This window comes from Bacillus sp. FSL R5-0434 (assembly GCF_038004745.1).
GTDB lineage: Bacteria > Bacillota > Bacilli > Bacillales > Bacillaceae > Bacillus > Bacillus halotolerans.
Map to the genome: position 1 here is coordinate 767,726 of NZ_JBBORV010000001.1, position 16,250 is coordinate 783,975.

The 16,250-nt window shown below is 46.6% G+C and carries 11 protein-coding genes; 8 read left to right on the top strand and 3 right to left on the bottom strand.

Going from position 1 to position 16,250, the window contains the following annotated elements; all coding sequences use genetic code 11:
• Positions 1-20: 20 nt before the first annotated feature.
• The 7 genes from NYE43_RS03945 to NYE43_RS03975 all read left to right on the top strand — a co-directional run bounded on the left by NYE43_RS03945 (position 21) and on the right by NYE43_RS03975 (position 10,638).
• Entirely contained in the window at positions 21-3,209 is a 3,189-nt protein-coding gene (locus tag NYE43_RS03945; protein WP_341060994.1) for a bifunctional cytochrome P450/NADPH--P450 reductase, read from the top strand.
• A 453-nt stretch (positions 3,210-3,662) separates the two neighbouring features.
• Positions 3,663-5,582 carry a lipoteichoic acid synthase LtaS1 gene (gene ltaS1, locus NYE43_RS03950; protein ID WP_024120525.1) on the top strand — a complete coding sequence of 640 codons (1,920 nt, stop codon included), beginning with the start codon at positions 3,663-3,665 and terminating at the stop codon, positions 5,580-5,582.
• Between the two features lie 240 nt (positions 5,583-5,822).
• Positions 5,823-6,587: a glucose-1-phosphate cytidylyltransferase gene (locus NYE43_RS03955; RefSeq protein WP_024120526.1), complete on the top strand. Its 765-nt coding sequence runs from the start codon at positions 5,823-5,825 to the stop codon at positions 6,585-6,587.
• Positions 6,588-6,593: 6 nt separating this feature from the next.
• Entirely contained in the window at positions 6,594-7,562 is a 969-nt protein-coding gene (locus NYE43_RS03960) for a GDP-mannose 4,6-dehydratase (protein WP_024120527.1), read from the top strand.
• A gap of 22 nt (positions 7,563-7,584) precedes the next feature.
• A complete protein-coding gene (locus NYE43_RS03965) occupies positions 7,585-8,496 on the top strand; it encodes a putative nucleotide-diphospho-sugar transferase (RefSeq protein WP_024120528.1) in 912 nt (303 codons plus the stop codon).
• Positions 8,497-8,524: 28 nt separating this feature from the next.
• Positions 8,525-9,688: a glycosyltransferase family 2 protein gene (locus NYE43_RS03970; protein WP_024120529.1), complete on the top strand. Its 1,164-nt coding sequence runs from the start codon at positions 8,525-8,527 to the stop codon at positions 9,686-9,688.
• A 14-nt stretch (positions 9,689-9,702) separates the two neighbouring features.
• Positions 9,703-10,638 carry a hypothetical protein gene (locus NYE43_RS03975; protein WP_339236122.1) on the top strand — a complete coding sequence of 312 codons (936 nt, stop codon included), beginning with the start codon at positions 9,703-9,705 and terminating at the stop codon, positions 10,636-10,638.
• 29 nt (positions 10,639-10,667) lie between these two features.
• Here NYE43_RS03975 and NYE43_RS03980 read toward each other — a convergent pair whose 3' ends face one another.
• From NYE43_RS03980 to NYE43_RS03990, 3 genes are all read right to left on the bottom strand, one after another.
• Positions 10,668-11,900: an MFS transporter gene (locus tag NYE43_RS03980; protein WP_339236125.1), complete on the bottom strand. Its 1,233-nt coding sequence runs from the start codon at positions 11,898-11,900 to the stop codon at positions 10,668-10,670.
• A 121-nt stretch (positions 11,901-12,021) separates the two neighbouring features.
• Positions 12,022-12,732 carry a YjjG family noncanonical pyrimidine nucleotidase gene (locus NYE43_RS03985; RefSeq protein WP_101860598.1) on the bottom strand — a complete coding sequence of 237 codons (711 nt, stop codon included), beginning with the start codon at positions 12,730-12,732 and terminating at the stop codon, positions 12,022-12,024.
• A 103-nt stretch (positions 12,733-12,835) separates the two neighbouring features.
• Positions 12,836-14,221: an amino acid permease gene (locus tag NYE43_RS03990; protein ID WP_286109177.1), complete on the bottom strand. Its 1,386-nt coding sequence runs from the start codon at positions 14,219-14,221 to the stop codon at positions 12,836-12,838.
• Positions 14,222-14,468: 247 nt separating this feature from the next.
• Here NYE43_RS03990 and yfmT point away from each other — a divergent pair, with 247 nt between their 5' ends.
• Positions 14,469-15,926 (top strand): benzaldehyde dehydrogenase, encoded by a 1,458-nt coding sequence (gene yfmT / locus NYE43_RS03995; protein WP_188323613.1) that lies wholly within the window; start codon positions 14,469-14,471, stop codon positions 15,924-15,926.
• Positions 15,927-16,250 lie beyond the last annotated feature (324 nt).

The window sequence follows — 16,250 nt, forward strand, 5'->3', positions numbered from 1 at the left end:
ATACGGAAAGGAATGGTTCGATGAAGGAAACAAGCCCGATTCCTCAGCCGAAGACGTTTGGACCGCTCGGCAATCTTCCTTTAATTGATAAAGATAAACCGACCCTGTCACTGATCAAATTGGCGGAAGAGCAAGGCCCCATTTTTCAAATTCACACACCGGCGGGCACGACAATTGTGGTGTCCGGCCATGAACTCGTGAAAGAAGTTTGTGATGAAGAGCGTTTCGATAAAAGCATTGAAGGCGCTTTGGAAAAAGTTCGCGCGTTTTCCGGTGACGGATTGTTTACAAGCTGGACGCATGAGCCCAACTGGAGAAAAGCGCACAACATTCTGATGCCGACGTTCAGCCAGCGGGCCATGAAGGATTATCATGAAAAAATGGTCGATATCGCTGTTCAGCTGATTCAAAAGTGGGCCAGGCTCAATCCGAATGAAGCAGTCGACGTCCCTGCGGATATGACCCGGCTGACGCTGGACACGATCGGGTTATGCGGATTTAACTATCGTTTTAACAGCTACTACAGAGAAACGCCTCATCCGTTTATCAACAGCATGGTGCGCGCGCTGGATGAAGCGATGCACCAGATGCAGCGGCTTGATGTTCAAGATAAACTCATGGTCAGAACAAAGCGCCAATTCCACCACGATATTCAAACGATGTTTTCGTTAGTCGACAGCATTATTGCAGAGCGCAAGGCGGATGGGGACCAGGATGAAAAAGACTTGCTCGCCCGGATGCTGAAGGTGGAAGATCCGGAGACCGGGGAAAAGCTTGATGATGAAAACATCCGTTTTCAGATCATTACATTTTTAATTGCCGGCCATGAAACAACGAGCGGTCTGCTTTCGTTTGCGATCTACTTTTTATTGAAGCATCCCGACAAATTGAAAAAGGCGTATGAAGAGGTCGACCGGGTGCTGACGGATGCAGCGCCGACCTATAAACAAGTGCTTGACCTGAAATACATCCGGATGATTTTAAATGAATCATTGCGTCTATGGCCGACGGCTCCGGCTTTCAGCCTTTATCCGAAGGAAGATACGGTCATTGGCGGAAAATATCCGATCACAACCAAGGACAGAATTTCTGTCTTGATTCCGCAGCTTCACCGCGATCAAGACGCATGGGGAGAGGATGCTGAGGAATTCCGTCCAGAACGGTTCGAACATCAGGACCAAGTGCCTCATCATGCTTACAAGCCGTTCGGGAATGGACAGAGAGCCTGTATTGGCATGCAGTTCGCCCTGCATGAGGCTACACTTGTGCTGGGCATGATTTTAAAATATTTCACTTTGATTGATCATGAGAATTATGAGCTTGATATCAAGCAAACGCTGACACTTAAGCCCGGTGATTTTCACATCCGGGTTCAAACGCGAAATCAGGAAGCGATTCATGCCGGTGTCCCGTCGGAGGAAAAAGCGGCGCACAACGATGAACAAAAGGGCAAACAGGAAACGAAAAGTGCATCGGTTATCGGTCTCAACAACCGGCCGCTTCTCGTACTGTACGGCTCTGATACCGGCACTGCGGAAGGCGTCGCCCGGGAACTTGCAGATACAGCCAGTCTTCACGGCGTAAGGACTGAGGTTGCGCCCTTGAACGATCAGATTGGAAAACTGCCGAAAGAGGGAGCCGTTGTGATCGTCACCTCTTCCTACAATGGAAAACCGCCAAGCAATGCGGGGCAGTTTGTGCAGTGGCTTGAAGAAATACAGCCGGGTGAGCTTGAGGGTGTCCATTATGCGGTGTTTGGCTGCGGAGATCATAACTGGGCAAGCACGTATCAGTACGTACCCCGAACGATTGACGAGCAGCTAGCGGAAAAAGGGGCGACCCGTTTTTCTGCACGCGGAGAGGGCGATGTGAGCGGTGATTTTGAAGGACAGCTTGACCAGTGGAAAAAAAGCATGTGGTCGGACGCCATCAAAGCCTTCGGACTCGAGCTTAATGAAAACGCTGATAAGGAGAGAAGCACGCTGAGCCTTCAGTTTGTCAGAGGGCTGGGAGAATCCCCATTAGCCCGGTCGTATGAAGCGGTTCACGCATCCATTGCGGAAAATCGTGAACTCCAGTCCGCAGACAGTGGGCGCAGCACCCGCCATATTGAAATTGCGCTGCCTTCTGGCGTCGAATACCGGGAAGGTGATCACCTTGGCGTTCTGCCAAGGAACAGCCGGACAAATGTCAGCCGGATTCTTCACAGATTCGGCTTAAAAGGAACTGACCAAGTTACACTGACGGCAAGCGGGCGCAGCTCCGGGCATCTGCCTTTGGATCGGCCTGTCAGCCTGCATGATCTGCTCAGCTACAGCGTCGAGGTGCAGGAAGCGGCAACTAGGGCGCAAATACGCGAGCTGGCCGCATTTACCGTCTGTCCGCCTCATAAACGTGAATTGGAAGATATGACAGAAGAGGGCGTTTATCAGGAACAAATTTTGAAAAAACGGATTTCCATGCTGGATCTGTTCGAACAATATGAAGCATGTGAAATGCCGTTTGAACGGTTTTTAGAGCTTTTACGCCCGTTAAAACCGCGGTATTATTCGATTTCAAGCTCTCCGCGGGTGAATCCGGAACAAGCCTCGATAACTGTAGGCGTTGTGCGCGGGCCGGCTTGGAGCGGCCGCGGCGAATATCGCGGAGTGGCATCGAATGACTTGGCGGAGCGGAAGGCGGGAGATGATGTCGTGATGTTTGTCCGCACACCGGAATCCCGATTTCAGCTCCCGGAAGACCCTGAAACACCAATCATCATGGTGGGGCCGGGAACAGGGGTTGCGCCATTCCGCGGATTCCTGCAAGCTCGGTCAGCTTTAAAACGCGAGGGAAAAACGCTCGGCGAAGCCCATCTTTATTTTGGCTGCAGAAATGACCGCGATTTTATTTACCGGGATGAGCTTAAGCAGTTTGAACAAGACGGAATTGTTACTGTGCACACGGCTTATTCCCGTAAAGAAGGCATACCGAAAACGTACGTTCAGCACCTCATGGCGGAACATGCGGAAACCTTAATTTCGATCCTCGACCGCGGCGGCCGGCTTTATGTATGCGGTGACGGCAGCAGGATGGCGCCTGATGTGGAGGCCGCGCTGCAAAACGCATATCAGTCTGTTCATGGCACCAGTGAAGAAGAAGCGCAAAACTGGCTCAAACATCTGCAGGAAACAGGCATGTATGCAAAGGATGTCTGGTCAGGGATTTGATTGTTTTTACAAAGGACTGGAAAGATCCAGTCCTTTTGTTATGTCCTTTTTAAAAAAATGTGATCTCGCTAAACGTCTGTGCATACAATAACCACAGTCCGCCTGATGGGCGGGCTGTCCTTAAGACCTATTTCTCGTTTTTGCTAGTTTATGTTATTCTTATACTCGGTATCTATTTCTTTTTTTCCAAAAGCGGGCATGACAAAAGAAACCTTTTTTATTTACGAGAAAAAAAGTGAAACGAATTGAGGGCTTCTTTCGTCCAGTGTTTGGTTTGAAATAGGTGTAATAGAAATGGTATGGTGCAAAACGTAAATATCCCGGTATAGCGCGGTATATTTATTTGTTGTGTGATGCCTTGATTTTGTTTGGAAAGAAGGAATTGAAAGACAGGATAAAAGAGAAGGTAAAAGTAAATAAAGACTTAAAGTGTTTAAGAAAGTAGAGGTTGCCATGAAGAAACTTTTTTCTTACAAACTTAGCTTTTTTGTGTTGGCTGTTATACTGTTTTGGGCAAAAACGTATTTATCCTACAAAACAGAGTTTAACCTTGGGGTAAAAGGCACAACCCAAGAAATCCTTTTGGTGTTTAACCCGTTCTCAAGCGCCGTCTTCTTTTTAGGACTGGCTTTGCTTGCGAAAGGGCGAAAATCGGCTATTATCATGCTGATTATTGATTTTGTGATGACGTTCATTTTATATGCAAATATTTTATTCTATCGTTTCTTTGATGATTTCTTAACGTTCCCGAACATTAAACAGTCCGGCAACGTCGGAAACATGGGAGACGGTATTTTCAGCATCATGGCCGGTCATGATATTTTCTATTTCTTAGATATTATCATCTTGATTGCGGTACTGATCTGGAGACCTGAATTCAAAGGATTCAAAATGAAAAAACGTTTTGCGTCTTTGGTGATCCTTTCCGGGGTCGCACTGTTTTTCATCAACCTGCATTTTGCGGAAAAAGACCGCCCGCAGCTGCTGACAAGAACATTTGACCGCAATTATATCGTAAAATACTTAGGTCTTTACAATTACACCATTTATGACGGTGTGCAGACGGCTCAAACAGAAACGCAAAGAGCGTATGCAAGCAGCGATGATCTGACAAGTGTCGAGAATTACACGACGTCACATTACGCGAAGCCGAACGCTGAGTACTTTGGTTCTGCCAAAGGCAAAAACATCATTAAGATTCACCTGGAAAGCTTCCAGTCGTTCCTGATTGATTACAAGCTGAACGGTGAAGAAGTTACGCCATTCTTAAATAAACTGGCCCACGGCGGCGAAGACGTCACGTACTTCGATAACTTCTTCCATCAGACAGGTCAGGGTAAAACATCTGATGCCGAGCTGACAATGGATAACTCGATCTTCGGTCTTCCGGAAGGCTCCGCATTTGTAACAAAAGGCGAAAACACATACCAGTCGCTTCCTGCGATTTTGGATCAGAAGGAAGGCTATACAAGCGCCGTCCTGCACGGTGACTACAAATCGTTCTGGAACCGCGATCAGATTTACAAACATATCGGCTATGACAAATTTTTCGACGCAAGCACGTATGACATGTCAGAAGAAAACATTATTAATATGGGGCTCAAGGATAAGCCGTTCTTTACAGAATCGATTCCAAAACTTGAATCTCTGAAAAAGCCGTTTTACGCGCATTTGATTACCTTGACAAACCATTATCCGTTTAACTTGGATGAAAAAGACGCGACGATTAAGAAAGCGACGACTGGCGATAATACAGTCGACAGCTACTTCCAGACTGCCCGTTACCTTGACGAGTCCCTTGAGCAATTCTTCAAGGAACTGAAGGAAGCAGGTCTGTATGACAACTCAGTCATCATGATTTACGGTGACCACAATGGGATTTCTGAAAACCATAACCGCGCGATGAAAGAAATTCTCGGAAAAGAGATCACAGATTATCAAAACGCACAAAACCAGCGTGTGCCTCTGATGATCCGCATTCCTGGCAAAAAAGGCGGAGTGAACCATACGTATGGCGGCGAAATTGACGTCATGCCGACACTTCTTCACTTGCAAGGTATTGATTCTGAGAAATATATCAACTTCGGTACCGATTTATTCTCTAAAGACCACGACGACACAGTGGCGTTTAGAAACGGCGACTTTGTAACGCCGAAGTACACATCTGTCGACAATATTATCTATGATACGAAGACAGGTAAAGAAGTAAAAGCGAATGAAGATACGAAGAACCTGAAAACGAGAGTGACACAGCAGCTGAAGCTTTCAGACAGTGTCCTTTACAAAGACTTGCTGAGATTCCACAAACTCAGTGACTTTAAAGCCGTTGATCCTTCTGATTATCATTACGGCAAGGAAAAAGATATCGAATAAGACAAAGAAGAGCCTTGAGCGGGCGCATTGCCGCGCTCAGGGCTCTTTTTTTGTGTGGTTACATAACCAAGTTGAAAAAATAGATTCCATTTGGTCACCAAGGCCGCCTCTCTCTCATATCATTACAGTAGATTTTGAAACCGGTATTGGAATCGGACAAATTATCGGGGAAATGCCTTGATAGATTGTAAGGAGGTACCAAGGTTTCGAACTCAATATTCATAGAGATGAGGGGTAGAGATGAAAGCGGTCATTCTCTGCGGCGGAAAAGGAACGAGAATGAGTGAGGTCACGAATGAACTTCCTAAACCGCTCGCCATGATAGGCGGAAAACCGATTCTATGGCATATTATGAAAATCTATCAGTACTACGGAGTGAACGAGTTTATTCTGCTTTTAGGCTACAAAGGAGAAAAAATCAAAGAATATTTTCTTAACTACGAATGGAAGCACAACAGCCTCACGCTCGACAGTTCTACAGGAGAGGTGCAGATGCTGGGACAGCCTGAAACGTGGAAAATCACATTTTTGGAGACAGGGGAAGACACGCTGACAGCCGGAAGAATCTTGCAGGCGAAGGACTACATCGGCGATGAAACGTTTATGCTCACCTATGGGGACGGGCTGGCCAATATCAATCTTTTTCATCTCATCAGCTATCATCAGACAAAGGGGGCTGCCGCGACTGTCACCGGCATTGATAAAGTCTCGCAGTTCGGCACCTTAACGGTTGAGGATGGCATAGCGAAAACATTTTCTGAAAAGACATCGAGTGACGGCATCATCAATGGCGGATTTTTCGTTCTCAATCCAAAGGTTTTCGATTATTTGCCGGAGGACGGAAACGCCATGTTCGAAGATGAACCGCTGAAGAACCTTGCGAAAGACGGTGAACTTGCCGTGTATCGCCATTACGGATTTTGGACGGCAATCGATACGTATAAAAATCTTTTGGAAGTCAACAAGCTGTGGGATCAAGGACAACATGTATGGAAGGTATGGTGAACTGATTTGAGTTTCTGGAAAAATAAAAACGTATTTGTCACGGGTTGTACAGGTCTTTTAGGAAGCTATTTGGTGAAAGAGCTGATCGAACAGGGCGCAAACGTGACGGGGCTTGTCAGAGATCATGTGCCTCAGTCCAATCTTTATCAGGGAGAACATGTGAAGAAAATGAACATCGTGCAGGGCGCTCTTGAAGACTTGCCTGTGATTGAACGCGCGCTTGGCGAGTATGAAATCGACACGGTGTTTCACCTCGCTGCACAAGCGATTGTCGGCGTAGCGAACCGCAACCCGGTTTCAACCTTTGAAGCGAATATTCTCGGCACGTGGAATGTTCTTGAGGCCTGCCGGAAGCATCCGTTAATCAAGCGTGTCATTGTCGCGTCAAGCGATAAAGCATACGGCGATCAAGAAAACCTTCCGTACGATGAAGATATGCCGCTGCAAGGCAAGCATCCGTACGACGTATCGAAAAGCTGCGCGGATCTGATCAGCCATACGTATTTTCACACCTATGGCCTGCCGGTCTGTATCACACGCTGCGGAAATCTGTACGGCGGCGGGGATTTGAACTTCAACCGCATCATTCCGCAGACGATTCAGCTTGTGCTGAACGGGGAAGCTCCCGAAATCCGCAGCGACGGCACCTTTGTCCGCGACTATTTCTATATTGAAGATGCCGTTCAGGCTTATCTGCTTCTGGCGGAGAAAATGGAGGAACACAATCTCGCCGGGGAAGCCTTTAACTTCAGCAATGAGATTCAGCTGACTGTACTTGAGTTAGTCGAGAAAATATTAAAGAAAATGAACAGCAATCTAAAGCCGAAGGTGCTGAATCAGGGAAGCAATGAAATCAAGCACCAATATTTATCTGCGGAAAAAGCGAGAAAGCTGCTGAATTGGACACCTGCTTACACCATTGATGAAGGACTTGAAAAAACCATTGCGTGGTATACAGAATTCTTCAAAAAGTAACGCGAAATGAGGTGAACATACCGTGACGAGCGCCTATTGCACCGTTTTATCAAAAGGAAGATTATATCAGGCAGTTGCCTTATTTAAGTCTTTAGCGCAAGTCGATCAAGACAGCCCCATTTTTACGCTTTGTATGGATGATGACACGCACCGCGTATTGCAGAAATTGAATCTGAAGCAGCTGACACTTGTACCGGTGGCAGCGCTTGAAAATGAAACGCTCCTGAAGCTGAAGGATACACGGGATCAAAGCGAATACTGCTGGACGATGAAGCCGATCTTTCTGCAAGCTGTGCTGAACAGCAATCCCGAGCTGGAACGGGTGACGTATATTGACGGAGATTTATTTTTCTACACCGACCCGTCACCGATATTTTCGAACCAGCCGGACTGCTCGGTGCTGCTTTCCCGGGGCGATATTATCATCCCTTCCTTTGAAAGAGAGCAAATTGATATGCTGCAGCGTCTGTTAGGCAGATATAACTCGGGCTTTATCAGCTTTAAACATGATAAAGCAGGAACGGACTGTCTGGAGTGGTGGAAGGAGCGCTGTCTTGAGGAGTGTAAAAATGCGCCGGGTGAAGGGAAATTCGGGGATCAGGGCTATTTGGATTATATGTCTGAGCTGTTTCCGAATGTGTGTGACATTACGACACCAGGTGTGAACATCGGCCATTGGAATTACGGACAGCATACGTTTTCCTGGAAGGATGGCCGAATTGTGCTGGAAGATGGAAACCCGCTGATCTTCTATCATTTCAGCGGATATCGAATCGTCAGCATCAATGAAATCAAACAGATTCACGAAACAACACGCACAGACCTGCCGTTTGTGCATGAGCTGTACCAGCAGACCCTGCCGCATATCATTCAGCATATCAAAGCGCTTGACCCTGAATTTAACGGTTTTGCTTCAAAAGATGATAACAAATAAATGATTAAATACAGGAAGTGAAAATGAAGTGAAAGCAAGCGTTATTATTCCTGCATATAATTCAAAGGAGCGCCTCTATAACAGCCTTCTGTCTTTAAACCAGCAGGAGTGCGATGAAGAGTTTGAGGTCATCGTAGCAGATAATGGCTCTGAGGACGGGACGCTCTCGATGCTCAAATCGTTTCAAGCGGACTTTCCGCTGATTTTTGTACGGATTAAAGAAAACAGGGGCATTGCATACGGAAGAAATCAGGCGGTCCGCAATGCCAGAGGAGATATTCTGATATTCCATGACAGCGATATGCTTGCTGCCAAGGATCTTGTGGCAAAGCATATCAAAGCGCATGAAAACGAAGAGAATCTTGTCGTGTGCGGTTTATTTTGGAAAAGGATCTACAGCTATTATTATGAGCGCTTTGAAGATGAACATAAGAAGCAGCTCGCAAAATTATATGATGAAATGCCGAAAAAAGACAAACAAAAGCTTCTGGCGGAAGCTGATATCAAAAACGAAAGCTTTCTGGATCAAAGCTTTGACCTTGATACCGATTTTATTGACGTGCTGAAGCGGATACTGGATGAATACGGCGATGACTTAAAGGGCTACCATATGCCGTGGCGTTTTTTTATCACAAACAATTCATCAGTAAAACGAAAGCATGTGGCTGATCTCGGTTTGTTTGACGAAGGCATTGTGCGGTACGGGTTTGAGGATTATGATCTTGGGATCAGGCTCCATCAGGCCGGACTCACGTTCAGGCTGCACCGCGATATTGTCAGCGTTCATCAGGAGCACCCGAGCAATTGTCAGTCAGTAGACGATATCAGAGCAAACATTGCCTATATGTGCGACAAATATAACAACATTCAGTCATTAGACGTTCATCTTGCCTTTAACGGCCCATTCCCTCCGGACATGACCAACAGGATTATGGCTGATATTCATAAGCTGCTGGACTCGAAGAAATACGACATGCTGCTGCATCTGTTTCTTGAGCTGCTCCATGTCGTGAAGGATCGCAATCTGGACCCGGATTGGCAGAAAAAAACACCGCGGGTGACTGCGAAAAGCTTTGATTTGCAAGCCGTTCAAAAGCTTCTGCCAAAAGCGAAGAAGAAGCTTGGCGTGAACGATTTTGCCAATGCACTGTATGCGCTTGTCAATGATTTACTGCACGTGGATCTTAGATAAATGGATGTGGTATGGTGAGTCAATTTCATTTTTCAACAATAGTGTCAAGGACGCACATCTTTAAACTGATGCCTATGATTCATTCCCTCCATGAGCATTGCGATGATTTTCATTTATATGTGCTGTGTGTTGATCAGAAGGCATATGAATTGCTACAGCACGTGCCATGGGAGCATGTCACCTTTGTGCAGCTTCATGAAATGGAAGATCCGGAGCTATTGGAAGCGAAAAGCAATAGAACGTTCCATGAGTATTGCTGGACACTGAAGCCCGCATTTTTGTTCCATGTCATGAGTCAGTGGGATGACGCCGATTATTATGCCCATATGGATACCGATCTGTTTTTCTTTTCTGATCCAGCGCGTATTTTTGCCGAAAATCCGGCGGCTTCACTGTATTTGACTGATCACCGCAACTCGCCGCGGTTCATGTCTTATTATGAGCGGACCGGGCGTTTTAACACAGGCTTTGTCGGCGCCCGGAATACGGAAGAAGCCTATAAAGCGGTGTGGCAGTGGAGACAGGATTGCATTGAATATTGCACGGTGGAAATGAATACGAAAAGAAAGACGTACGGCGATCAAAGGTATGTGGAGAAGTGGCCGGCACAGTATCAGGGTGTGCATGTTGTCAAATCAACCGGAGCCAATACGGCGCTTTGGAATATAGAAAACTATAAGGTGACTCAAAAGGACGGCCGCGTTTATCTAGATGAAACGCCGCTGATTTTCTATCATTTCTCCGGATTCACATTGGTGACGGAGAACGAATTTAATCTTTGCTGGTATTACCGCATTGAAGACGAAGCGACAATTGAAATGATTTATATGCCGTATGTGTTAAACCTGAAAAGATGGATTGACGAAATACAGGCAGCATTTCCGGACTTTGCGGACGGCTTTATCCCGAAGCACGCGGTGCCGGACACTCATTTTATACAGCTTGATTAAAAAACCCCTGCCAGGCGGCAGGGGTTTTTTCAGCTATGCCATTCTCTCAGTTTCTGATCGCTCGGCAAAAGAAACGCAAGGATGCCAAGAATCGGGAGAAACGCAATGGCAATCATGGTCGGGGTCAGTCCCGCAGCATCAATGAGAGCGCCAAGCGCCACAGCGCCGATTGCTCCCATACCGAAGGCGAGGCCGACGGTTAAACCGGACATCGTGCCGATCTTTCCGGGGACAAGCTCCTGTGCATACACAACCGTTACGGAAAAGCTCGACATGAGAACCAAGCCGATCAAAGCGAGTACGCCATAGGCCAGAACCGGTCCGGCAAATGGAAGCAGAATCGCCAGCGGCGCTGAGCACAGCAGCGAGCCGAGAATGACAACTCGTTTTCCAAAACGGTCTGCGAGCGGGCCGCCGAGAAAGGTTCCGACAGCGCCAAACAGCAAAAAGACGAAAATATAGCTCTGAGCCTGCTGAATGCTTACGTGATATGTATCCATCGCGTAAAACGTGTAAAAGTTGCCGATCGCACTCGTATACCAAGAACGCGCGAAAATCAAAAAGATAATAATAATAAGAGCGGTTATAACGGACTTGGTGACAGACGAGTTTTGTTCAGCGGCTTTCTTTTGGGTGCCCTGCTTCTGTGCAAGACTGCCGAGCCGAGCGGCGTACCATTTTGCAATATAAAGCAGAAACATAACGGCGAGCGCGGCTACAAGTGTAAACCAGACAGCACCGAATTGTCCGAGCGGAACAAGGATCAGCGCGGTAATCAGGGGCGCCATCGCTTGGCCTGAGTTTCCTCCGACCTGATAAATGGACTGGGCAAGCCCGCGTTTTGTGCCGGCGGCCATATAAGCCACACGGGAGCCTTCCGGATGAAAAATAGCGGAACCTAATCCGATGAAAAACACACAGCACAAGATCGTCACAAATGACGGGGCAAATGCAAGGCCCAATATGCCGAGCATGCTGGCAGTCAGCCCGATCGGCAGGGCGTACGGCCGCGGCCGTTTATCCGTATACCAGCCGACGACAGGCTGCATGACAGATGACACCATGTTTAATGTAAAAGCGATGAAGCCGAGCTGTGTGAACGTCAAACTCATGGAGCGTTCCACAATCGGGAACATGGCGGGTATCACAGCCTGCAGCGAATCGTTGAGCATGTGGCAGATTCCAATGATAAACAAAATCGGATACACAGTAGTGCCGGGTTTTTGAACAGGTTTTTCCTTCAGCGGGGCGGCAATAGCCAAATGATTCTCCTCCTAACATATATCACCAGTGCATACCACCATATTATTCATAAGGTGAAGGATTTATCAAGGGAAAAAAGACGCCTTCTGGAAAGACGCAGCGCCCGCCGGCCAAAAAACATTAACAGTTGATGATTGTGTTTTCGATTTTCAGAATATGATATAGCTCTTCAAGCTTACGAATGTGGTACGTTGGCACAACCTCTGTTTCAGTGAGATTCATGTCAGGGCTAAGCCAGCACGTATCAATTCCCGCGAGCTGTCCGCCTTTGATGTCCGCTGTCAGCGAATCGCCGATGATTAAAGTGTGCTCCGCTGAAAAATGGGGAATCCGTTCAAACACATAGTCGAAGTACTCTTTCATCGGCTTTTGAAAACCTGTGTCTTCAGAAACGAAAATGTCCTTGAAGAACGGAAATAATCCTGAATCTCTGAGACGCTTATACTGAGTACTGGAAACGCCGTTTGTCACGATATACAAATCAAAATGCTGTTCCAGTTTTGCGATGAGATCAAAGGCTCCGTCCATAAGCTGGTGCCCTTCTTCAAGAAAACGGCGATATTTCTGGTCTAGCAGCACTCCGTCTGCTTCATAGCCATATTCCTTGAACAAAGCGGAAAAGCGGGTGGTCATCACTTCATCGCGAGTCATGTTTCCGCCTTCAAAGGCTCTCCAGAGGCCTTGATTAATTGTTTGATAACGGGATTCCATTTCATCGGTAAGCGGAATGTTCTGATCTTCAAACAGCAGGCGCAGCGCTAATTTTTCTGCCGCTGTAAAATCCAAAATGGTATTATCTACATCAAATAATAAAGTGCGGTATGGTTTCAAGGCTGGTCTTCCTTTCTGTATGTATACTCAAAGTATAGCACACGCAAAAACGAAAAAAGCCGGCGGATTGGACGTTTGAAATGTCCGCACCGACGGCTTACAATTATTTGTTTAATAAGCTGTGTTTTTTTGCATAAAGGAAATAAACGATCGTTCCGACGGCGATCCAGATAACAAATGAAAGCCATGTGATGCCTGGAAGGCTGTACATAAACCAAAGGCATATTCCAGCGCTGATGATTGGCACAACCGGAACGAACGGCACCCTGAAGGAAGCTTTGATTTCCGGGTGTTTCTTTCTTAACACAATAACAGCGATCGAAATGACTGTAAATGCCGCAAGCGTTCCCATGTTCACAAGGTGCGCAAGTGTGCCGAGATTAATAAATCCTGCGATTCCCGCCGCGACGATTCCTGTCAGCCATGTGTTGCGGAACGGCGTTTTGAATGACGGATGAATCTTTGCGAACAATCCCGGCAAAAGACCGTCTCTGCTCATGGCAAAGGTTAAACGGACCTGGGCGTACAGCAATGCGAGCATCACTGTTGTGATTCCGATGATAGCGCCGACAGAAATAATTCCCGCAACCGCATCCTGGCCGACGAATTTAAGCGCAAAGGACACCGGATCACCGACATTTAATTTGGCATAAGGCATCATGCCTGTCAAAACAAGCGATACCGTGATGTACAAAATGGTGCAGACGGCCAGAGCTGAAATGATGCCGATCGGCATATTTTTTTGCGGATGCTTCACTTCTTCTGAAGCGTTGGAAACTGCGTCAAATCCGAGATACGCGAAGAAAACCGTTGCCGCGCTGACAATGACGCCTTTCATTCCAAACGGCATAAAAGGAGTCCAGTTATCCGGTTTGACATAACCGAAGCCGACAATAATGAACAATAAAATAATTCCGATTTTCATCAGCACGATCACGTTGTTGAAGCGTGTACTTTCTTTGACACCTCTGCTGACAATTGCAGTGATGATGAGAATAATGACCGCAGCCGGAAGGTTAAACACGGCGCCCGGCGAGCTTCCCGGAGCTCCTGTCAGAGCAGCCGGAATATGAAAGTTAAAGCCGGCGAGCAGCGATTGAAAGTATGAAGACCAGCCCGTGGCAACCGCCGACAGCGCAATGACATATTCAAGCATGAGATCCCATCCGATTAAAAAGGCGAGCAGCTCTCCAAGTGTGATATAGGAGTATGAGTACACGCTTCCTGAAATCGGAATCGAAGACGAAAACTCAGCATAACAGAAGGCGGCAAGCGCACAGGCGAGACCCGCTAAAATGAACGATAAGATCAGGGCAGGACCGGCACCGGTCGCGGCCACAGTTCCTGTAATAACGAAAATCCCAGTGCCGATGACACACCCGATACCGAGAAGTGTTAAATCAAATGCGCTTAAAGTACGGGCGAGGCTTTTTGACTGGCTCTGCGCATTTAATGTTTCAAGCGATTTTTTTCTAAATAATGAACTCATAAAAAGTTCCTCCTGGAAAATTCAAAATATTCTAATCATTATATACATTTCTCGTTGTATTATATTGTCGAAATTTGACGGCGTCAATCATATATTTTTCTGCTTTAAACGATAGAAGCTAAAAAGCGTTGGCGTATCATAATATAGTAATTTTTACAAACAGGATATTGAATTTTGCTGATGGTGAACCGATAGAAATGATAGATTGGCCATATTTTGATTTGCTGTTAAAAAGGAGATGCTGACCATGTTTCAATATGAAGAATTAAACAAGCAATTTATTGGCGGAAAATGGCAGGAGGGCAGCAGCCCAAATGTATTGGAAAACAAAAATCCTTATACTCAAAAAACAATCACATCCTTTCAAAAAGCGACTGCTGATGATGTAGATGAAGCGTACCGGGCAGCGGCTTTGGCAAAGAAAAAATGGGATGCGGTCAACCCATTCGAGAAAAGAGCAATCTTAGAAAAAGCCGTAACGTATATCGAAGAGAATGAAGAAGCCATCATTTATTTGATTATGGAAGAGCTGGGCGGCACAAGGCTGAAAGCAGCTTTTGAAATCGGACTCGTGAAAAATATCATGAAAGAAGCGGCGACGTTCCCTGTCCGCATGGAAGGGAAAATTCTTCCTTCTACAATAGACGGCAAGGAAAACAGATTATATCGCGTGCCGGCAGGTGTTGTCGGTGTCATCAGTCCTTTTAACTTCCCATTCTTTTTATCTATGAAATCAGTAGCGCCGGCACTCGGAGCAGGCAATGGCGTCGTGTTGAAGCCGCACGAAGAAACACCGATTTGCGGCGGTACGCTGATTGCGAAGATTTTTGAAAGCGCGGGCGTTCCGGAAGGACTGCTGAATGTTGTTGTCACAGACATTACAGAAATCGGTGACAGCTTTGTCGAACATCCGGTGCCGCGGATCATCTCATTTACAGGATCTACGAAAGTGGGGAGCTACATCGGCCAGCTCGCGATGAAGCACTTTAAAAAGCCGCTTCTTGAGCTTGGCGGAAACAGCGCCTTTATCGTGCTTGAAGATGCGGATATCGAATATGCAGTCAATGCGGCAGTGTTCAGCAGATTTACCCATCAAGGACAGATTTGTATGTCAGCTAATCGCGTACTGGTTCACTCATCAATTTATGATCAATTCCTTGAGCTGTATCAGGCAAAAGTGGAATCGCTGAAAGTTGGTGACCCGATGGACCCTGATACGATTATCGGACCTTTAATCAACAGCAGGCAGACTGACGGGTTAATGAAATCTGTTGAGAAAGCGATTGAAGAAGGGGCTGTTCCAGTGAAGCTTGGCGGATTTAACGGGACGATCGTGGAGCCGACCATCTTAAAAGACGTGAAACCGTTTATGAGCATTGCAAAGGAAGAGCTGTTCGGGCCAGTCGTCTCCTTCATGAAGTTTGATTCAGAAGACGAAGCGGTCGATATCGCGAACGATACCCCATTTGGCTTAAGCGGAGCCGTACATACCTCAAATCTTGAACGCGGCGTGGCTTTTGCGAAACGCATTGAAACGGGCATGATTCATGTTAATGACACGACGATTAATGATGAACCGAATGTGGCCTTCGGCGGTGAAAAGCAATCTGGCCTCGGCCGATTAAATGGCGAATGGAGTCTTGAAGAATTTACGACGCTGAAATGGATTTCGGTTCAGCATGAAAAACGCAGCTTCCCTTACTAATAAAAGGAGTGATTGGAATTGAGCATAAGAACGGAAAATGAAACAGCAGATCTTCTAGACGCATTTGTGAAAGTAGCCCCTTATTTAAACAGCCTGGTTCAGGATGATATTACAATCGGCATTTATGATACGGAGAAATTGCTGGTCAATATTCCGGCAAAAACCTTTTCCCTTAACGTAAAAGCCGGAGATCCGCTGCAGGAAGGGGATATCATCACAGACGCGATCCGCAGCAATCAGAAAAAAACGAGCATGGTGCCGAAGGAATTGTTCGGCTTTCCATTAATCGCACGCGCCATCCCGCTTCATGACCAGAACGGAAGA

Bases quoted from the DNA above. Each gene is read 5' to 3' on its own strand.
- ltaS1 (WP_024120525.1), top strand. From the start codon at position 3,663: ATGAAGAAACTTTTTTCTTACAAACTTAGCTTTTTTGTGTTGGCTGTT.
- NYE43_RS03990 (WP_286109177.1), bottom strand. From the start codon at position 14,221: ATGAGTTCATTATTTAGAAAAAAATCGCTTGAAACATTAAATGCGCAG.
- NYE43_RS03945 (WP_341060994.1), top strand. From the start codon at position 21: ATGAAGGAAACAAGCCCGATTCCTCAGCCGAAGACGTTTGGACCGCTC.
- NYE43_RS03955 (WP_024120526.1), top strand. From the start codon at position 5,823: ATGAAAGCGGTCATTCTCTGCGGCGGAAAAGGAACGAGAATGAGTGAG.
- yfmT (WP_188323613.1), top strand. From the start codon at position 14,469: ATGTTTCAATATGAAGAATTAAACAAGCAATTTATTGGCGGAAAATGG.